General features: G+C 64.0%; 19 protein-coding genes. 15 read left to right on the top strand and 4 right to left on the bottom strand.

Going from position 1 to position 19826, the window contains the following annotated elements; translation table 11 throughout:
• The first annotated feature begins 12 nt into the window (after window positions 1-12).
• The 5 genes from C443_RS16415 to C443_RS16395 all read left to right on the top strand — a co-directional run bounded on the left by C443_RS16415 (window position 13) and on the right by C443_RS16395 (window position 4402).
• Window positions 13-1149 (top strand): MFS transporter, encoded by a 1137-nt coding sequence (locus tag C443_RS16415; protein WP_005537766.1) that lies wholly within the window; start codon window positions 13-15, stop codon window positions 1147-1149.
• A 32-nt stretch (window positions 1150-1181) separates the two neighbouring features.
• Entirely contained in the window at window positions 1182-1652 is a 471-nt protein-coding gene (locus C443_RS16410; protein WP_005537764.1) for a DUF7109 family protein, read from the top strand.
• Between the two features lie 169 nt (window positions 1653-1821).
• Window positions 1822-2442 carry an NUDIX hydrolase gene (locus C443_RS16405; RefSeq protein ID WP_005537762.1) on the top strand — a complete coding sequence of 207 codons (621 nt, stop codon included), beginning with the start codon at window positions 1822-1824 and terminating at the stop codon, window positions 2440-2442.
• A gap of 70 nt (window positions 2443-2512) precedes the next feature.
• Window positions 2513-3298, top strand: coding sequence for a DUF7388 family protein (locus C443_RS16400; protein WP_005537760.1), 786 nt, complete (start codon window positions 2513-2515; stop codon window positions 3296-3298).
• On the top strand, window positions 3299-4402 hold the full coding sequence (locus C443_RS16395) for an NAD(P)/FAD-dependent oxidoreductase (RefSeq protein ID WP_005537759.1): 1104 nt from the start codon (window positions 3299-3301) through the stop codon (window positions 4400-4402). It begins immediately after the preceding gene.
• 30 nt (window positions 4403-4432) lie between these two features.
• On the opposite strand, the gene C443_RS16390 is transcribed toward C443_RS16395, so the two are convergent.
• Together C443_RS16390 and C443_RS21815 are read right to left on the bottom strand one after the other, a co-directional pair.
• Window positions 4433-4957 (bottom strand): Hsp20/alpha crystallin family protein, encoded by a 525-nt coding sequence (locus C443_RS16390; RefSeq protein WP_005537757.1) that lies wholly within the window; start codon window positions 4955-4957, stop codon window positions 4433-4435.
• Complete coding sequence (locus C443_RS21815) at window positions 4954-5112, bottom strand: DUF7559 family protein (RefSeq protein WP_004517194.1); 159 nt, start codon at window positions 5110-5112, stop codon at window positions 4954-4956. Before C443_RS21815 ends, C443_RS16390 begins: the two co-directional genes overlap by 4 nt.
• Window positions 5113-5217: 105 nt before the next feature.
• Here C443_RS21815 and C443_RS16385 point away from each other — a divergent pair, with 105 nt between their 5' ends.
• The 3 genes from C443_RS16385 (at window position 5218) to arcD (ending at window position 9723) form a co-directional block, all read left to right on the top strand.
• Window positions 5218-6015, top strand: coding sequence for a DUF429 domain-containing protein (locus tag C443_RS16385; protein ID WP_005537754.1), 798 nt, complete (start codon window positions 5218-5220; stop codon window positions 6013-6015).
• A gap of 69 nt (window positions 6016-6084) precedes the next feature.
• Window positions 6085-8007 carry an ABC transporter ATP-binding protein gene (locus tag C443_RS16380; protein ID WP_005537753.1) on the top strand — a complete coding sequence of 641 codons (1923 nt, stop codon included), beginning with the start codon at window positions 6085-6087 and terminating at the stop codon, window positions 8005-8007.
• Between the two features lie 261 nt (window positions 8008-8268).
• On the top strand, window positions 8269-9723 hold the full coding sequence (arcD, locus tag C443_RS16375) for an arginine/ornithine antiporter ArcD (RefSeq protein WP_005537752.1): 1455 nt from the start codon (window positions 8269-8271) through the stop codon (window positions 9721-9723).
• A 59-nt stretch (window positions 9724-9782) separates the two neighbouring features.
• Here the strand turns inward: arcD and C443_RS16370 are convergent, their stop codons facing one another.
• Window positions 9783-10121: a hypothetical protein gene (locus C443_RS16370; protein ID WP_005537751.1), complete on the bottom strand. Its 339-nt coding sequence runs from the start codon at window positions 10119-10121 to the stop codon at window positions 9783-9785.
• A gap of 148 nt (window positions 10122-10269) precedes the next feature.
• Between C443_RS16370 and C443_RS16365 the strand changes: the two genes are divergently transcribed.
• The 7 genes from C443_RS16365 (at window position 10270) to C443_RS16335 (ending at window position 18608) form a co-directional block, all read left to right on the top strand.
• On the top strand, window positions 10270-11988 hold the full coding sequence (locus C443_RS16365; protein ID WP_005537750.1) for a radical SAM protein: 1719 nt from the start codon (window positions 10270-10272) through the stop codon (window positions 11986-11988).
• A 68-nt stretch (window positions 11989-12056) separates the two neighbouring features.
• Window positions 12057-13874 carry a flippase-like domain-containing protein gene (locus tag C443_RS16360; RefSeq protein ID WP_005537749.1) on the top strand — a complete coding sequence of 606 codons (1818 nt, stop codon included), beginning with the start codon at window positions 12057-12059 and terminating at the stop codon, window positions 13872-13874.
• A gap of 291 nt (window positions 13875-14165) precedes the next feature.
• Window positions 14166-15008 (top strand): DUF726 domain-containing protein, encoded by an 843-nt coding sequence (locus C443_RS16355; RefSeq protein WP_005537748.1) that lies wholly within the window; start codon window positions 14166-14168, stop codon window positions 15006-15008.
• Between the two features lie 257 nt (window positions 15009-15265).
• On the top strand, window positions 15266-16231 hold the full coding sequence (locus C443_RS16350; RefSeq protein ID WP_004591241.1) for a transcription initiation factor IIB: 966 nt from the start codon (window positions 15266-15268) through the stop codon (window positions 16229-16231).
• Window positions 16232-16352: 121 nt separating this feature from the next.
• Window positions 16353-17381, top strand: a complete 1029-nt coding sequence (locus C443_RS16345; protein ID WP_005537747.1) for a DNA-methyltransferase — start codon at window positions 16353-16355, stop codon at window positions 17379-17381.
• 36 nt (window positions 17382-17417) lie between these two features.
• Window positions 17418-18107, top strand: a complete 690-nt coding sequence (locus C443_RS16340; protein ID WP_005537746.1) for a type I 3-dehydroquinate dehydratase — start codon at window positions 17418-17420, stop codon at window positions 18105-18107.
• 84 nt (window positions 18108-18191) lie between these two features.
• A complete protein-coding gene (locus C443_RS16335) occupies window positions 18192-18608 on the top strand; it encodes a DUF6677 family protein (protein ID WP_005537745.1) in 417 nt (138 codons plus the stop codon).
• 35 nt (window positions 18609-18643) lie between these two features.
• Here C443_RS16335 and C443_RS16330 read toward each other — a convergent pair whose 3' ends face one another.
• Window positions 18644-19810, bottom strand: a complete 1167-nt coding sequence (locus tag C443_RS16330) for a 3-dehydroquinate synthase II (RefSeq protein ID WP_005537744.1) — start codon at window positions 19808-19810, stop codon at window positions 18644-18646.
• Between the last annotated feature and the right edge of the window lie 16 nt (window positions 19811-19826).

Raw genomic sequence — 19826 nt, 5'->3', positions numbered from 1 at the left:
TCGCTGCTTGGGATGGTGTTCTGCATCAACCTCGGCAGAGTCGTCTTTGCACCGCTTATTGAGCCGATTCGGGCGACGACGGGCGCCTCTGATGCGACACTCGGACTGCTCGCGACGATGGCCTGGGCCGGGAGTGCCCTCCCGCGGCTGCCCACCGGCGTCCTGCTGACCCGGATATCGCGGGCGAAGGTCATCTTCGGCTCCGGTGTCGTGTTGACTCTCGGGACGACGTTCACCGCGCTCGCGTTCGACCCGACGCTGTTGCTCGTCGGCGCATTTAGCATGGGGCTTGCAAGCGGTGTCTACCTGACCGCGGCGAACACGCTGGTCAGCGAGCTGTTTCCGGACCGACCCGGCCGCGCGCTCGGGCAACACGGCGTCGCCGCCCAGCTCGCCGCTGTCGGCGCGCCGGCGCTGATATCGTTCGTCCTTGTCGTTGGCACGTGGCGAACCGCGCTACAGGGGATCGCCGTCGCCGCGGGACTGGTAACCGTCGCTTTCACTATCGTCGCGAGACGCTCTCGACTCCCTGACGCCGGGAGCGACGACCGCGACCTCCTCGGTGCGGCGCGTGCCCAGTGGCACATCATCGTCACCAGCGTCGCTACCATCGGCGTCGCGGGACTGGTCTGGAACGGACTGTTCAATTTCTACGTCACCTACGCCACGAGCGTCGGCCTCACGCCCGAACGGGGACGGACGCTCCTGTTGCTCGCGTTCGGCGCCGGGGTGCCGGCCTTCTACGTTAGCGGCCGTCTGGCCGATCGGCTGCCGTCGATTCCGTACCTCCTGACGATGCTTGCGGCGTTTACCGGCTGTGTGCTGGTGTTGCCGTCGCTGACTGGGTTCTGGTCGCTGTCCGCGTTCAGCGTCGTCGTCGGCTACGTCATCCACAGTATCTTCCCGGCGGTGGACGCGTACCTGCTCGGCTCGCTCCCGGACCGCCACCGCGCGAGCGCCTACGCCACCTACGGCGCGGGCATGATGGTGATGCAGGCTCCCGGAAGCGCGATCGTCGGACGGCTGCTCGACGCCGGCGTCACGTTTCCGACGCTGCTTCGCGGCATGGGAATCGCGTTACTTGTCGTCCTCGTCGCAATGGTGTCGCTGCACCGCAACGGCCGGCTGCCGAGCGCCGCCCGAGCCTAAAGGCTGAAGCCGCTCGGTGCCGCGTCACCTGTATGGACCTGCAACCGGACGAGCTGGCTGGCGTCGTCGACCTCTTCGGCTCGCTCACCAGAGCGGAGCTCCTCGACGCCTGCGGCGAACTCGCCTTCAAGCAGGGCATCGACGCCGACCCGGACGCGGTCGCGGCGGCCATCGACAGCGCTATCGACTCGTACCATCTCGTTGCCGTCGACGACCACGCCGCCGACACCGACGAGACGCTGCTGGTTGTCGGCCCGGTCGCGTTCCCGGCCCTGCCAGACGGCGCGGCCGACCTCCCACACATCATGGACGTGCCGGCCCGCGACCTCGCGCGTGACGCCGTTATCGAGGCCGTCAAGGCCCGCTTCCGAGAGGACGCGGTGATGGCAGTCAAGCACGGCGACGAGGACCGCGTCGAGACACTGCTTGACGTGAGCTACGACATCGAAGCCTGGGAGAGCATCGAGATGGACGGTCTCCGGGATCGACTCGACGACGTGTGATCGACAGGTGATAACGTCAGAGCGCGACCAGCGTTCGTTTTTATCAGACGGGCTTCGATTCGAGTTTTCAATGGGGGAGGGGCGGCATTCCGTATTCTGCACCATTAAATCGGCTAGTTCGAAGGAGTGAGCCGCCCGAATTAAGACGGTCGGTCACCTACAGTATGCTATGCAGTTTGACCGGGTCGCGGCCCACGAGCCAGTCGTCGTGGACGATGAGCCACAGGAGGCGGCTGTCATCGCTCCGGTCGTCACGCGGCCTGCGGGCGAGGCGATACTGTTCACGAAACGTGCCGACCACCTGTCGGACCACCCCGGGCAAATGTCGTTCCCCGGCGGCGGCCGCGAACCTGAAGATGATGATTTGCTTCGGACTGCACTTCGGGAAGCAAACGAAGAGATCGGGCTCGACCCGCTGGCGGTCAATGTCGTCGGTCGCTTGGACGATATCCGGACCATCACGCGCTATTCCGTGCGTCCATTCGTCGGGCGGATTCCAGACCGCGACTACCTACCCTCGGACGAGGAAGTTGCGGAAATAGTCACCCTCCCGGTGTCGGAGCTGACTGATCTGGACAACTACGAGTCAGAGCACCGCGACCACCCCCACTACGGCGAGATTCGGCTCCACTTCTTTTACGTCGACGGCTACACTGTCTGGGGTGCGACGGCGCGGATGCTCGTCCAGTTGCTCGAACTCGCGACCGACTGGCGGGTGCCGCCCGAACCGGACCGGTACATGGAGCCCGACGACGATTTGCCGCCGAGCGTGCGCGACGAAGCTGAGTAACACAGAGCCGGCTGGAGCGGGGCCGAGAGCGACAGGATTTTCCAACCCCGAGGCATTGGTGGCGTACTGGATGACCACGCTTACCGGTGCGACACTGGCGGCCGCCGGCATTGACGCGGTGGCACTCAAGCCGACGGAAGTAGACGTGTCGCGAGCGACGGCCCTCGACATTGAGACGCTCGCAATCGATTACGAGGGAGCGGCCCACGTTCCGGAGCCGGACACCATCGAACAGCTGGCGTCGACCACTGACGTGCGTGTTACCGCACCAGTTCGGGCCGACGGTTTCGATCCGCTGGGCGACGACAGCGGGTTCGACGCGCTGCCGGCAGGTGCGGGACACGTACTGGTCGCCGGCCACAGCGCGTATCTCTCAGCGGACGAGGCCGAACGAGCCGTCGCACCGCGGTTACGGGCGGCCGTCGACGATACCAGCGACCCCTGGGTCGGCACCGAAGGCATCGAACGCCTTGCACTGGCGGTCGGCGGGACGCAGTACGAACTCCTCTCGCGGACGACCGTCCGCGACGTTCGGACACTCCGGACCGCCGGCTTCGACGGTTCGATTGCCGTTTACGCCCCGCTGGTACTCTCGGACAGCGAAGACGCGATGCTCGACGCCGTCGGCGACTACGCGGCCCGACGCGGCCCGGTTCGGAACGCGCTGCCCGAGGGCGCACCGACGGACAGCCGAGCGACGGGCCGGGCCAGAGACGTACTCAAACAGGCGATCCGCGACTACGCGCTCGTCGGCTCCGTCGAGACAGTCGCCGAACGAACCGAGCGACTCCACGACATCGGTGTCGACACGGTTGTCGGCTACCCGGCGCGTGGACTCGGCCCGTTCCTCTCGTAAATGACGGTTGCCGTCGTCGGCGGCGGGGCCGTCGGCCTGTCGACCGCGGTGGCGCTGGCTCGCCACAACGCGTCTGTGACGGTCTTCGAACGCGACACCCTCGGGAGCGGCGCGAGCGGCCGGGCGGCCGGCCTCTGCTACGACGCGTTCGCTGACGACGTGGACGCCGCCGTGGCCGCGGACGCGCTCGCCCGCTACCGTGATATGGACCTGTTCGAGCCCCAGCCCTACGTCTGGGTCGCGCGCGACGAGAGCGACGCCACGGCCGTCCGCGAGCAGATCACGCAAATGCAGGAAAACGGCGTCGCAGTCGAGGCACTCACACCAGCGGAACTCGGTGACCGCTACCCCGCACTCGATACCAGCGGCATCAAGGTGGCCGGTCTCGCCCGCGACGCCGGCGTACTCGACCCGGACAAGGTGGTGGCGACACTGGCAAAGCAGGCCCGCGAAGCGGGTGCAACCATCGAGACGGGCACCCCGGTCTCGCTCGATTCGCCGGCAACCGTCGAAACAGCGGACGAAGCCCGAGCGTTCGACGCGGTGGTCGTCGCGGCCGGCCCGCAAACGAAGCCGCTCGTCGCCGATGTCGGCGTCTCGCTCGCACTGAAAGCCTACCGAGCGCAGGCGCTCGTAACTGACCCGGTCGACGCCCCCCTCCCCTCGTTCTACGACGCGACGCGGGAGTTCTACTGGCGGCCGAAGGGCAACGCACTACTTGTCGGTGACGGCGCACACGAGGTCGACCCGACGGACTGGAACCCCGACGCGGACGCCGAGTTCGTCACTCGGAGCCTCGACCGCGTCGAGCAAACGTCGGCGCTAACGCCGGCCTGTGACAGAGCCTGGGCCGGCCTGTGTACGGCGACGCCCGACGGCGCACCGCTGGCCGGGCAGGTCGCCGACGGGCTCTGGGTGGCGACTGGCTGGCAGGGCCACGGACTCATGCGAGCGCCGGCGCTGGGGAACTATCTCGCCGCGGCCGTTCTCGATCGCCCGAACCCGCTCTCGGAACACCTGCCCGACCGCGTCGACCCGACACGCTTCGACGGCTCGGAGGAATTCGCCGCGCTGGACGACCCAACGCGTGATTGGGACGAGTGAATACGCTGTAAGAAATAGTAGACAGGGCGGTCAGGCGTTGTCGTCTTCGCCCTCGTCGCCTGATTCGGTCACGTCTTCGACGTCGGCCGTTTCGCCCTCCGCAGCCGCTTCGGTCTCCTCGTCGGTCTCGCTGTCGTCGGTTTCAACGCCGACATCCGTTGCCTCGCCCTCATCATGGTCCGTGTCGGCTTTCGGGATGCGAACGTGGAGCGTGCCGTTGCTCTTGAGCGTGGCCTGGGCCGTCTCTGGGTCGACAGCGGCGTCGCTCGGCAGGGTGACGCTCCCGTCGAGCGCGAGCCCGCGGCCGGGATAGCGCATCTCGAAGCCCTCGTAGAAGTCACGGAAGCGGTCGATGCGGACCTCAACACGGTCGTCGACGTACCGGACCTGGATGTCAGACGCCGTCGTGCCGGGGGCGTCGAAGACGACGAGGTAGGAGTCGTCCGATTCCAGCAGGTCCGAGGCCAGCGGCTTGTTCTCCTGAACCCGGCCGGCTGCCCGGCCGATGTTCTCGAATATCGCGTCGCTGATCGAGGAGCCGATGTCCCGCATCATAGTTCCACTTCGTCGAGGCAGTCCGTCCCGCCACAGTACGGGCAGGAGAACGCCGCGAGTTCGACATCGTCCGGCATATCGTACGTGTAGTGCATCTCGAACATGTCGAGTTCGCAGCTGTCGTCCGTGCAGACGACCTCCATGGTGGCTGGCATACTATTTCGTTGGTCCGTCGGGGACAAACCCCTTACGGACGGGGAAGGGGGCATTCCGTTCCTGCCAGTCCCAACATTGATACCGGCACCGGCGTACTCGGGTGTATGAGTGAACGCGTCCTCGGGGTGGATTTCAGCGGCGCAGCGACCGCTGGCGACGCGCTCTGGGTCACCGAGGCGATACCGACGGACGACGGGCTGGAGATTCAACAGTGCTACCGCGGGACGGACGAGTGGGGGCGTGACCGTGAAGCGGCCCATGCCGGCCTCCTCGACCGCATTACCGACGACGATGTGGGTACTGTCGGGCTGGATTTCCCGTTCAGTCTGCCACAGGCGCTCCTTGACGCGCAGTGTGGGGGGACCTGGGACGGCTTCGTCGACTGGCTTGCAAGTGGCAGCGGCCCGACCGACCCGGGGTCGCTCTCCGAGGCGTGCCGGCACACCGCCGAGATGACGACTGGCAGCCGTGATCTGCGCCGGGAGACGGACTTCCGACGCGGCGCGCTGTGTCCCTACACGAACCGGACACGCAGTATGACCTTCTACGGCGTCCGGGATGTGCTCGGGAAACTGCGAGACGACGACGCAACAGCCGTCGTACCGATGCAAGGCTGGGACGCCGAGACGCTCGTCGTCGAGGTGTACCCCGCCGCGACGTTCGGCTGGCTGGGCTGTTACCGCGAGGGGTACAAGAACGTCGACGACCCCCGACAGCGCCGGGAGGCAAACGTCGCGGCGGTCGAAGCCTGTAGCGTCACCGTTGGTGAACATCGCGACACCTACCTCGGGAACCACGACGCGCTGGACTCGCTGGCCGCCGTCGTCTCCGCGAGCCGGCTGGCCGACGGCGCAAGACCGCTCACCTCGGGTCCCGAAAGTGAAGGCTGTATCTACGTTTGACGACGCAGTGAGGGGACCGTCTTCGGGCCGAAGCCCGGCATATATCAGTTTCCGGACCAACTAGCGTCTATGCCTGACGACCAGGGCGGCTTCGAGGGCGTCCGCGAGAACGTCGATGGCCACCCGATGGTCAACCTCGTCGGCTACGCCACGCCCTATTGGCTCCGGCTGCTCGTCGGCATCATAGCGGCGTTCTGTACCCGGTTCGCCCGCCTCGTGCCGCCGATAATCGTCGCTGCAGCCATCGACCGCGTCGTCCTTAGCAGCGGCAAACCGGGGTTGTTGACCGATACCGGCCTGTTGCCGCCGGGCGAAATCACTGGTGAAGCCGCCCGAATCGCCTTCCTCCAGCGGCTGGTCGCCATTGCGGCCATCGCCTACCTGCTCCGCTCGGCGACGCGCTTTGCCTCCAGATATCTTCTCCAGTCGAGCGCACAGAAAATCCAGCGAGACCTCCGGAACGACACCTACGACCATCTCCAGCATCTCTCGCTGTCCTTCTTTGCGAACCACCAGACGGGCGGGATGATGTCGATACTCAACAGCGACATCAACCGGCTGGAGTCGTTTCTGAACACGGAGTTCCGCCAGATGATACGGGTGGTCGCGACTGTCGGTGGCATCGCGGTCATCCTCTATCGGTACTCTCCAAAACTGGCGCTCATCGCGCTCGGACCCGTCCCACTCATCGGCATCGCCAGTGGCTTCTTCCTCACCTGGATTGAGCCGAAATATCGCTCCATCCGCCAGACAGTATCGCGGCTCAACACCCGGCTAGAGAACAACCTCAGTGGCGCGCCAGTTATCAAGGCGTTCGACCGCTACGACTTCGAGCGCAAACGGGTGACCGACCAGAGCCAAGAGTATCACGACCAGAAAGTGGCTGCCCTGCGCATCCGGCGGGCCTTTTTTGCCGGCCTACGGCTGCTTACTGGGATCGCGTTCGTCCTGATTCTGTATGTCGCCGGGATGGACTTCATCACGAATCCTGAGAGCGAAGCGGCGCTGTCTACCGGAGCGTTTGCCCTGTTTTTCCTGTATATCCGCCGGCTGTACTCGCCAATGCGCCGAATCGGGCGGTCCGCAAACAAGTACCAGCTCGCCAAATCCAGCGCCGAGCGCGTGTTCGGCCTGCTGGGTCAGGAACCCGAAGTCACCGACCCGGAGGACCCCTACGAACCCGATAGCATCGACGGGGCGGTCGAGTTCGACAGCGTGACCTTCGGCTATGGCGACGAACCGCCGGTCGTCCGCGACGTGTCGCTGGACGTGCCTGACGGGGCAACAATTGGCCTCGCTGGGGCGACTGGAGCCGGCAAATCCACGCTGTTGAAACTGGTGCCACGGTTTCACGACGTGGACGCTGGTGCAGTTCGGGTGGACGGCGTCGACGTACGCGAGTACGCCCTCCAGAGCCTCAGGAGCGAGATCGCCATCGTCGAACAGCAGCCGTACCTGTTCTCAGGAACCGTCGCCGAGAACATCGCCTACGGCGACCGCGACGTCCTCGACGCCGAGCAGTCGGACGACGAGGCTCGGGAGAGTGGGTGGGAGACCGCACGCGACCGCGTCCGCGATGCGGCGGAAGCCGCACAGGCCGACGAGTTTATCGAGGACCTGCCAGATGGGTACGACACGCAGATCGGCGAGCGCGGCATCAAGCTCTCCGGCGGCCAGCGCCAGCGTGTCGCCATCGCTCGCGCCCTGCTGAACGACCCCGAAATCATCATCTTCGACGAGGCGACCAGCGACGTGGACACGGAGACGGAGGACCGCATTCAAGAGAGCATCGAACAACTGGTCGCGGACCGTACCGCCTTCGTCATCGCGCACCGCCTCTCCACGATTCAGGACGCGGACCGCATCGTCGTGATGGACGACGGCGAAATCGTCGAGCGCGGCAGCCACACCGACCTGCTTGCAGCCGACGGCGACTACGCCGATCTCTGGCACGCACAGGCCGACGACCGGACCGTTAGCGCTGACGACTGAGACTGCTGCTGTCCGAGCGTTTTCGGCGGAAGATTAGTAGCGGTGATGCGACCGACTGCGCTGCTACGAAATACTTGGTTTCCCCATTCGAGCCGTTGATAAGAGCCAGCGTGGCCGCCAGTCAGGTGTGCGTTAGCCGCGCTTTGCGTCTGCTGTATCGATGTTTGGTAACGATAGCCTTGAACGTGACAGTGTCCCATATGCGCTACAGAGATATTATCGCTCGTTTTAATACACACAAGTTATTAGACCGGGATAGACGTGACATCACTCACTCTCGAACCGCTGACGTACGAGGACATCCCGTCGGAGCGCCGGCCTGGCGTACTCCAGGCGCTGGTCCCCGTACTCGGTGTCGTGCTCTTCCTCGGCATCGGATCGGGATATCTGAAGCTGGCCCCACACGGGCCGCTGCTCTGGAGCATCGTGCTGACGGGTGCAGTCGGCAAATACTGGCTGGGGTACTCGTGGGACGACCTCTACGAGGGTCTCGCGGACAGTCTGCTGATGGGACTGCAGGCCATTCTCATCCTGTTCATCATCTACGGGCTCATCGCGACGTGGGTTAGCGCGGGGACCATCCCCGGGCTGATGTACTACGGGCTCTCGATACTGACGCCGAACGTGTTCCTCCCGGCGACAGCGCTGCTTGCGATGGTCGTTGCCTTTTCAATCGGCTCGTCCTGGACGACGGCCGGCACGCTCGGCGTGGCCTTTATCGGTATCGGCTCCGGTCTCGGTGTGCCGACACCGATGACTGCCGGTGCCATCCTCTCGGGTGCATACGCGGGCGACAAGCAGTCACCCCTCTCGGATACGACGAACCTCGCCGCCGCCGTGACGAACACCGACCTCTACGACCACATCCGGGCGATGCGTAACGGGACTGTGCTGGCGTTTGGCCTCTCAGTATTGCTCTACGCTGCGCTGGGACTGCGTGCTGTCGGTGAGATCCCGACCGGGCGCGTCGCCGAGATACAGGGCGCACTCGCTGGCAGCTACGAACTCTCAGCGTTGGTACTCATCCCGCTCGTTGTCACTTTCGGGCTGGCGCTGTACGGAATCCCCGCGCTCCCGACGCTCGTCGCCGGAGTCTTTGCCGGGGCCTTCACGACCATCTTCGTGCAGGGCCGGTCGTTCACCGCCGCGTGGACCGTCTTTCTCGACGGGACGGCCCCTGAGACGGGGACAGCGCTCGTGAATGACCTGCTGGCCAGTGGTGGTGTCTCAGGATCAGCCTGGACAATTGCCGTCGTCGTCGCGGCCCTCAGTCTCGGTGGGCTCCTCGAACGGACCGGCGTCCTCGCCGTGCTCGCACACCATCTCGCGACCGCTGTCCGCGGCCCGCGCAGCTTAGTCGTCGGAACCGGCGTTTCGGCCATCTTCGTCAACGCCTTTTCCGCACAGCAGTACATGAGCATCGTCGTCCCCGGCCTCACGCTCCGGAACCTCTATGACGAGTACGGTCTGTCCAGCGACGACCTCTCACAGGCTATCGAATCCGCTGGAACCCCGACCGGCGCGCTCTTCCCGTGGCACGCCGGTGCCGTCTACATGTCTGCGGTCTTCGGGGTTGGAACGCTTGCATACGCCCCGTACTATTTCTTCGCGTTCCTCTCGCCCCTGATCCTGTTCGCGACAACCCTGTTCGGTGGCCGATACGACGGGTCCAAACAGGCTGATTCGGTCGCGTCGTCCGCTGTCGCCGACGACTGAGTTCGGCTGCCTCTGGGCGATTGGTGTCACCGGATCAACCCTCCAGAAGTGCTGCCGGCCTACACCCGTTCGACAGTGAGATTACGGTCTTCACAGAACGTTTCGAGCCGCTGCCTGATCTTTCGAGCTTCCTCGGATTCACGACCGCTCGTATTGGCTGTCAGTCCGGATCCACCGCCGCCCGCGATGATCGTCACCTTGCAGGTTGTCTCGTTTATTAGTTCCATCACGGTTGTCGCCTGCACTTCGGTGAGTTCCATGCGGTAGTGGTTCTCCGTGACCGCGACGACAAACCCGTTGCCGTCATACAGCTCGCGGTTCTCTTCGTCGATGTCATGGAACGCTCTGGGCAGCGTGCTCGCGTCCTCGCCACGGACCGTGAATTCGACCCGTTCCATATGAAGCCATGGCGTGGGCTGGGAGAAAGTGATTTTGAACCGGGGGTAGCCATGGTTCTGACTACGTTTTCTTGAGCCCACACCTGACTGTTTATGTCGCCACGGCTGACCAGACACGGTTTTAGGCATCGAACGTCAAGCGAGGGGTATGACTGACCCCGAGACGCTCGACGTGACCATCGTCGACGGCTACGTCGACGAGCCCGCACACTTCGGGGTGCCGCCGTACATCTCGACGTACCCGCGGTACGCTGCCGGCGCGCTCGTCGATGCCGGCGTCCCCCGCGAGCAGATTACGTATCACACTATCGACGAACTCCGGGACGACAACGCCGTCTGGCGAGACGTCGAGGCCGCCGACCTCATGGTGTACGTCGGCGGCATGACCGTCCCCGGCAAGTACGTTGGCGGGACGCCGGCGGAACCCGACGAAGTGCGCGAACTGGCCTGGACGGCCAACGGGACATCCATCATGGGCGGCCCCGTCCGCTTTGGCGTCGGCGAGGCCAACGAGGGGGCGAGCGAGACAGCCCGAGATGATCTCGATTTCGACTTCCTGGCGATGGCAGACGTCGAGGCCGCAGTGTTCGACCTCGTGGAATCCGGTCTGGAAGGATTCAACGACCGGTATCGCGATATCGAGGAGGAGACGCGCTGGGCTCGTTCCGGCGCGTTCGTCGTCGAACAACACCCGAACCACCCGGAGTACCTCATCTGCGAGATGGAGACCTCACGGGGCTGCCCGTACCGGTGTTCCTTCTGCACGGAGCCGATGTACGGCAACCCGGACTTCCGGCCGCCCGAGAGCGTCGTCGACGAGGTCGACGCCCTCTCGGATCGCGGCGTGAAGCACTTCCGGCTTGGCCGGCAGGCCGACATCCTCGCGTACGGCGGCGACGGCGAAGCACCGAATCCCGACGCCCTGCGGCGGCTCTACGGCGGCATCCGCGAGGTCGCCCCAGACCTTGAGACGCTACATCTCGACAACATGAACCCCATTACGGTCGTGAAGTGGCCCGAAAAGGCCCGCGAGGGGATTCGCATCATCGCCGAGCATAACACGCCCGGTGACACCGCCGCGTTCGGCTTGGAGTCGGCCGATCCGAACGTGATGAGCGACAACAATCTCAACGTCACTGCCGACCAGTGTTTCGAGGCGGTAAAGATCGTCAACGAGGTGGCTGGCTGGCGGCCTGGCGGAGAGAAGGGGACTGCGCCCAACTTTGGCGACAACGCCGCCCGGCGGCTCCCCAAACTGCTCCCGGGAATCAATCTGGTCCACGGGCTGAAAGGCGAGACGCGGGAGACCTTCGAGCACAACAAGCGGTTCCTCCAGCGGGTCTACGACGAGGGGCTGATGCTCCGGCGGGTGAACATCCGTCAGGTGATGGCCTTCGAGGGGACCGACATGGCCGACACCGGCGCGGAGATCGCCAGGGACCACAAGCAACTGTTCAAGCAGTACAAACAGGAGGTCCGGGAGACCATCGACAACCCGATGCTCCAGCGGGTCGCGCCGCCGGGAACGGTTCTGCCCGACGTGCATCTGGAATACCACCAGGACGGCAAGACCTTCGGCCGCCAACTGGGGACGTACCCGCTGCTCGTAGGCATTCCGGGCGAGCGTGAACTCGGCAGCGTCGTCGACATTGCGGTCACCGACCACGGATACCGGTCAGTCACCGGCGTTCCCTACCCGCTTGATCTCAACAGCGCGTCGATGAACGAACTCACCGCGATTCCCGGCATCGGCCGGAGCACTGCCGGCGACGTGGTGGTAAACAGACCCTACGAGTCGGTCGCGGACATCGACGTTGCGTCCATCGAGCGGTTCGCGACCACCCAGTCGGGGGAAGGCGCTGACTAACAGCTGATTCGGTCCCGGAAGCACACCGAACGGAAAGTACTTTTCACTCCGGGGATGACCAAGAGCGTATGACTGCGGTCGAGGTGAGCGTCGTTCTCCCCGCTTACAACGAAGCAGACACCATCGAGGGGACAGTGTCGACAACGCTCGCGACGCTCGCCTCGTTTCTCCCCGAGGACGCGTATGAAGTAATCGTCGCAGAGGATGGCTGCTCGGACCGTACACCCGAAATCGCGACACGGCTCGCGAACGAGGACAACCGGATCCGACACGTCCATAGTGATGACCGCCTCGGCCGCGGCGGCGCGTTAGAGTTCGCCTTCGACCAGGCCGACGGCGAGACGCTAGTGTATTTCGATACGGATCTCGCGACGGATATGTCGCATCTCGAAGAACTCGTCAACGCCATCCGCGTCGACGGCTACGACGTGGCGACCGGGTCACGATGGATGCCCGAAAACCGAGCCAACAGACCTGCGAAGCGAGGGATTCCGAGCTTCGGCTACAACACGCTCGTCCGGACGATCCTCCGTTCGGATCTCAAGGATCACCAGTGCGGGTTCAAGGCCTTCGACCGGGGGGCACTGGAGACGCTGTTGCCCCGCGTGCAGGACGAGCACTGGTTCTGGGACACGGAACTGCTCGTGAAGGCCCAGCGCAACGGCTACCGAGTGAAGGAGTTCCCCGTCGACTGGACGCCGAAGGGTGACTCCAAGGTAGACATCGTCCGGGACGTGTTCGGCATGGGCAGCCAGATACTCCGGACCTTCTGGGAGCTATCGATCAGCCCCAGAATCACGCGGGAGGTGTCGCTCGGCGCAGGCACGATGCTCGTCGTCATTGCTCTCCTGTTGATGACGCAGTATCTCGACCCTGACCGCGTCCTCGCTGAGATGGCAGGCGCAGCCCCCGAGATCGTCGCACTGAGCGCTGTTGTCTATGCCGTCTCGTGGCCGCTCCGTGGTATCCGCTATCGCGACATCCTCGTCTCGATGGGGTACCGGGAGCGGTGGGGCTTCCTGACGGGCGCGATATTCATCAGCCAGACCGGGAACCTCGTGTTCCCGGCGCGAGCCGGTGACGCAGTTCGGGCGTACGTCATCAAGGCCCGCCGTTCGATCCCGTACCCCTCGGGATTCGCGTCGCTGGCCGTCGAGCGTGTGTTCGACCTGCTGACGATAACGCTCCTTGCCGGCGTCGTCATGATCGGACTGGCTGTAACGGGATCGGCCGAACAGTTGCTGACGGCGCTGACGGGCGACACTGTCGGCGGTGACGCGGCCAGCAGCGGGCGGACCGCCGTGGCCGTGGCCGGCGGTGTCGGCGTCGCCGCTATCGGAGCGGTGGTGGCTATCGTCGCCAGTGCGCGGAGCGACCGGAACCTCGTTCGGGCGGTCATCGGCCGGCTGAGCAGCGACTCCTACGCCGACTACGTCGCTGGCGTCATCGAGGGGTTCGTCGGCGACGTGCAGACAGTGGCCGCCGACGGGTCGGCCTTCACCCGTGTCGGCATCGGAAGCCTCCTCATCTGGACGTTCGATGTCATAACGGCCCTGATCGTCTTCGCGGCCTTCGGCTACAGCCTGACGCCGTCGCTGGTGGCCGTTGGCTTCTTTGCTGTCAGCGTCGGGAACCTCGCAAAGGTCCTGCCGCTGACACCCGGGGGGGTCGGTCTTTACGAAGGGGCATTCACCGTCATCGTTGCGTCGCTGACGCCGGTCGGCGTCGCCGCGGCCATTGGCGTCGCTATCGTCGACCACGCAGTCAAGAACGTCGTCACCATCATCGGCGGCGTCGCGTCGATGGCTTGGCTCAACGTTTCGCTGACGACGGCGGTCGAAGAGTCTCAGTCCACAGACGCTATCGAACCGGAAACGAACGACTGATCGCAGTTCTGACGCGCCCCACACTCCGTCACGACTGGGATTGCGCTGGCAATACTAGGACAGTCCAACAGCACTCTACTGGGACTGCTCTTCCAGCTACCAGCCACCAGAGGGTGTGTTTCTTTACGAATATTATAAATAAGGGCGACCTTACTAATAATGTTTAATATAATAGTCAATATTATATAATGTGGAAAGCTATGCAGTTCTGCTATGTTTCAACGTAGCATACAATCGAGCGAACCGGACAGGCAAACGCGACGCAGTTTCCTCAAGGCTTCGACCGGTGCTGTGGCATCAGTAGCGGCACTCGGTGCGAGTGGTTCTGTACGGGGCGGCAAATTCGGTGGTGATGACGGAGAGTACACAGCTCCAGCGGAGTTCCCGCTTGTTTCGACGCGTGATCAGTTCACTGACGATGGTACACTGAAGTCTGAATACACAGAGACTGAGTACGAAACAATCGGGAACTGGGATTCTAGCCGGGCCAGCGACGATACGGAACTCGTTATCTTCGTCCACGGCTGGAGTCTCGGGGAGACGGATGCCAGAAACGCCGCCTACACCTGTCAGGTCGGGCTTGAAGAGAACGAATACGACCAGTTCAACGTAGGATTCACCTGGGATGCTGACAAGGGCGACGGCATCGGCTGGTACGAGGGTGTCGCCATCGCCAAACAGAACGGTCCAAAGCTCGCACAGTGGGTTGTCGACCACAACGACAGCGGTGGGCTTCCAGTCCGGGTAATCGGACATTCGCTCGGCGCAAAGGTGGCTGTAGAAGCGGTAGCGTCGCTTCACGAGCGTGGACGCGAAGATGCAGTCAAGTCGGTGGCGTTACTGGGCGGCGCTATCGGTGAATCCGTCGTTGAGGTCGACGAGACATACGGCGAATCCATCGAGTACGCCACCACGTCCTTCGACAACTTCCACAAGGACGACGACGCGGTGCTGGGGACTGCATTCAGTGCTGCCGAGTGGGCGGAAGCGGTCGGTGAAACGGGTGTGCAGAGTCCTGGAGACGCCCCCGAGAACTACACCGATTATGATGTCACAGAAACCGTCGCCGACCACAATTCCTACTACGAGCCCGATGAGGGATGTATGCCCGACGTCGTCGAGACGTTTCAGTAGGACGTGGAGGCGAAGGTGGCGACTCTACCCATCGTATACGGTTATAACTGGGTTGTGGGAAATCAGTCAAAAATACTCGGCAGCTATTATATGAATGGTCATGCGACTAATGCACAAACGTGGGTTTCGTGACGTGTATCGGTGGTCTCCATGACAATACCGGAATGTTTTAATGACTTTCGTTCGAATACAGTGTTACCGACTGCCTCCGGGTTCTGTGATGTCTCCCACCCGGTGAGCACCCGCCTTCGCAACCAATGAGTGAACACACACGGACACGACAGCAGCGTGAAGAACAGACGACGGAGTCGACGGAATCGGAAAGCACAGCGTGCCCGGAGTGCAGTGGCTCGCTCGTTATCGACGACGAACACGGCGAAACGGTCTGTGAAGACTGTGGGCTGGTCGTCGAGTCCGACGAAATCGACCGCGGGCCCGAGTGGCGCGCGTTTGACTCCAGCGAGAAAGACGAGAAGTCCCGTGTCGGCGCGCCGACGACGAACATGATGCACGACAAGGGCCTCTCGACCAACATCGACTGGCGCGACAAGGATGCCTACGGGAACTCCCTGTCGGGCAAACAGCGCCAGAAGATGCAGCGCCTGCGCAAGTGGAACGAGCGCTTCAGAACGCGGGACTCCAAGGAGCGCAACCTCAAGCAGGCGCTGGGCGAGATCGACCGGATGGCCTCCGCCCTTGGACTACCGGAGAACGTCCGCGAGACGGCCAGCGTCATCTATCGGCGCGCACTGGACGAGGACCTGCTCCCCGGTCGCTCCATCGAGGGTGTCTCGACGGCCTCCGTCTACGCCGCCGCGCGTCAGGCCGGCGTCCCGCGCTCGCTCGACGAGATCACGGAGGTCTCCCGAGTCGAAAAGAGCGAGATCGCCCGCACCTACCGCTACGTCGTCCGGGAACTCTCTCTCGAAGTCCGTCCTGCTGACCCCGAGAGCTACGTCCCGCGCTTTGCCTCCTCGCTGGAACTGTCCGACGAGGCCGAGCACCGCGCCCGTCAGCTCCTCCAGAACGCCAAGGAGCAGGGTGTCCACTCTGGAAAATCGCCAGTCGGCCTCGCCGCCGCCGCGGTGTACGCCGCGGCGCTACTGACCAACGAGAAGACGACACAGGCCGCCGTGTCTGAGGTCGCCGACATCTCCGAAGTCACTATCCGCAATCGCTACCACGAATTGCTGGAAGCCGAGCAGGACCTGCCTGTCGCGTAAGCTCGGTATTTGCGTTACATCGCTGTGAGGGCCGTTTTTGCCATCGATTGTCACACGCAGAGCGTGTACGCCGTCGACCGATAACCACAAGACTAGAGTCGTCCCGTCTGCTGGGACCGGTATGGAGACGACACACCGGGTTCGAACCGGTGACGCCCGCACACTTGAGTGTCCTGACGACAGCGTCGAACTGGTAGTCACGTCCCCCCCGTACCCGATGATCGAAATGTGGGACGACATCTTCACCGAGCTGGACCCCGCCATCGGAGCGGCGCTGGATGACGGAGACGGCGACCGGGCGTTCACACTGATGCACGAGGTACTCGATGCAGTGTGGGCCGAGATAGAGCGCGTGCTGGTTCCCGGTGGCATTGCCTGTATCAACGTCGGGGACGCGACGCGGTCCCTGGAGGACGGCTTCCGCTCCTATCCAAACCACGCCGAAATAACCGACCGGCTGACCGACCACGGACTTCGCGCGCTGCCTGATATCCTCTGGCGTAAGCCAACCAACAGCGGCGCGAAGTTCATGGGATCTGGGATGGTGCCGCCAAACGCCTATCCGACGCTCGAACACGAACACATCCTCGTGTTCCGAAACGGGGAGCGCCGCCGCCTCGAACCGGGCGCGGACCGTCGCTACGAGAGCGCCTATTTCTGGGAGGAGCGCAACGAGTGGTTCTCCGACCTCTGGGAACTCCCCGGCGAGACCCAGAACCTCGACGACGGGCTTCGGGACCGCTCGGGAGCCTTTCCACTGACGGTGCCCTATCGGCTCATCTCGATGTTCTCGGTGTACGGCGACACCGTACTCGACCCGTTCCTCGGGACCGGGACGACGACGCTGGCGGCGATGGTCGCCGGCCGGAACTCGGTGGGTGTGGACCGCGACCCGGACCTCCTGTCGGCCCTGGAAGACCGGGTTGCCACCGCCCCGGAGCGCTCCCGGACCATCGCTCGGGAGCGCCTTGCTGACCACCGCTCATGGGTGGAGCACCGGCGCGCCGACGGCAAAGAACCGGGCTACGAGGCCGAGCAGTACGACTTCGCCGTCAACACGAAACAGGAACAACGGATACAGTTCTACGCGGTCGATGCTGTTACCGCGACCGATGATGGCTTCCGGGCCGTCCACGAGCCAGTCGAGTAAGCGCGGCTTTTTGTGCGGCTCCGTCGAAGCCGACCTATGAACTTCGAGTCGTTCACCCTGCTCGCCGCCACCGACGACCTCGGGGTGGAACCAGCCGCCCGCGCTGATGCTGACGGGCTGGAACTACGGATGGATTTCGCCGACGAGCCGCTGGCACAACTGGACGACTACGACGGCGACCTCCCGATACTCGTCACCAACCGGCCGACGTGGGAAGGGGGCGAGGCCGCCGACACCGCGGGTCGCCTCGACGCGCTCGAAACCGCGCTCAAACACGACGCCGTGACCGCTGTCGATCTCGAACTCGCAGCGCTGGAGGGAGCCGGCGACCACGACGCTGGCCGCGTTGCCGACGTTGCCCGCGACCACGGAGCGTCCGTCGTCGTCTCGACGCATAACTTCGAGTCGACGCCCGACCGTGACGCGATCGTGAGCCGGCTCGAGCGGGCCTGTGATCGCGGAGACGTGGGGAAGATGGCCAGCACAGCCCAGTCGCCGGACGACGTACTGGCGATGCTCGGCGCGACCCGCGAACTGACCGCCGACGGCGAACAGGTCGCCACGATGTGTATGGGTGCGGCCGGTCGCCACTCCAGAGCCGTCGCCCCGTTGTACGGCTCCCGCATCGGCTACGCACCGGTCGACCCCGCTGACGCGACCGCTCCGGGTCAGTACGACCTCGCGACGCTCCGGACCCTGGTCGGACAGCTACAGAACGACGGCTGACTCGGTAGCCGCCCGCTGCGGGGCTTTCGTCCGGACAGTGATCCTTCGGAAGATATAGGAGTATGCGAGATAGATTCGCCGAGTATGACTGACAAAGGACGCAAGCGGCCGTTACTGGCCGTGGTGCTTGCGTTCATCTTCCCTGGGTTGGGACACTTCTACCTCCGAAAGTGGGTGCGGGGACTGCTGTGGCTCGGGTTACTGTTCATGCTGTCGGTGGTGTTCGTCGCCACTGGCGCTATCGACCCTGTCACCCAGCTAAGCCTAGATGCTATCTCGTCGTCGTATCAGTCCAGACCCACCGAGGTGACGATCGGTTCAGTCGTGATTACGACGCTCAACGTCGTCGACGCCTACTGGGTCGCGGTCAACGAGAATCAGGCCCAGGAGGTCGAAGCCGGCACGACGTGTCCGAACTGCGGCAAGGAACTCGACGAAGACATCGACTTCTGTCACTGGTGTACGACGCAACTGGAACCGGTCGAGGCGGACCAACAATAACCTGCAGGCTGCGGTCAGCCTCGAACGAGGTCGGCTTACTTTTCGATGATGCTCTCTTCGATCCGCTCGCCGAAGTGCGTCGCCGTGTCCTCGTGGTGGATAAGGATCTCGTCGCCGGGTTCGAGGTCCGTGACGGCAGTTCGACCGTCCTGGGTATGGACCTTGATCGTCTCAGCGTTCTGGAGCAGCGTTTCGATGCGGTCGCCGTCCGTAGTTTCCGCCTGCACGCGGAACATCGGGCGCTTCTCGATTTTCGCGCGGCCGACGATGGCCTCGCGGGTCCGACCGTTCGCGTCGACTATCTGGACCTCGTCGCCGGACTGGAGTTCCGAGAGGTACTTCGTCCCGCCGTCGGGCGTGCGGACGTAGGCGTGGACGGCCCCAGCGTTGACCCGGAACGGTCGGGACGCGACGTAGGGGGATTCTGCCGTCTCCGCGTGGACGAAGAACAGACCGCGAGCCATCGAGCCGACGAGCATCCCCTCGTCGTGTTCCATCAGGCTGCCCGTGTCGATACAGACGCGGTCAGCGGAGCCGGTCTGCTCGATAGCGGTGACCTCGGCGTACTCCAGATCGAGCGACTCCCGACCCATCTCGTCGCGGACCTCGACAGTCTTGCGGATTTCGTCGACGTCGTCGGTGTCCAGCAGGACGCCGTCGGCCCCCAGTTCCAGCGTCTCGTAGGCCGTCCGGGCGTCCTCGGCGGTCCGGACGCCGGCGATGAGGTCCGTTTCCTCGCCGACGCGGGCAATGAGGTTTTCGAGCGGAATGATCTGCCAGTTCTCACCGATGACGATGGTGAAGTCGGCTTCGGCGGCGACCGCCTCGGCGAAGGCCTCGTAGTCCTCGTCGAAGATGCGCACGTAGCCGCCGTCGGGGGCGGTCCCGTTCTGTCGGAGCGTCGAGAGGTCAGCGGAGCCGGAGAAGTCGGAGGGGAGATCGACCGTCCCGTCGCCCTCGCCGTCTTTCCCGACGATGGTTGCATCAGCTTTTGAGTCCTCCGCCTCGGCCTCCATCACGTGGACATCGCCGTTGGTGAACGCGGCGATGTTTATCTGCCCGAGTTCCGAGACGCGGTCGACGTCTTCCTCGTCGACCAGTACCCAGTCGACGCCGGCCTCGATACCGGCGGTTATCCGGCGTTTCCGTGTCTCCCAGTCGCCGACCTCGCTGTCGGCTTTGAGCCAAACGCTTCGAGTCATACGCCCACGTCCGCAA

It is taken from the genome of Haloarcula argentinensis DSM 12282, from assembly GCA_000336895.1.
In the GTDB taxonomy this organism is placed as follows: domain Archaea; phylum Halobacteriota; class Halobacteria; order Halobacteriales; family Haloarculaceae; genus Haloarcula; species Haloarcula argentinensis.
The sequence above is the reverse complement of the archived record's forward strand: the minus strand, read 5'-3'. Positions and strand labels throughout refer to the sequence as shown.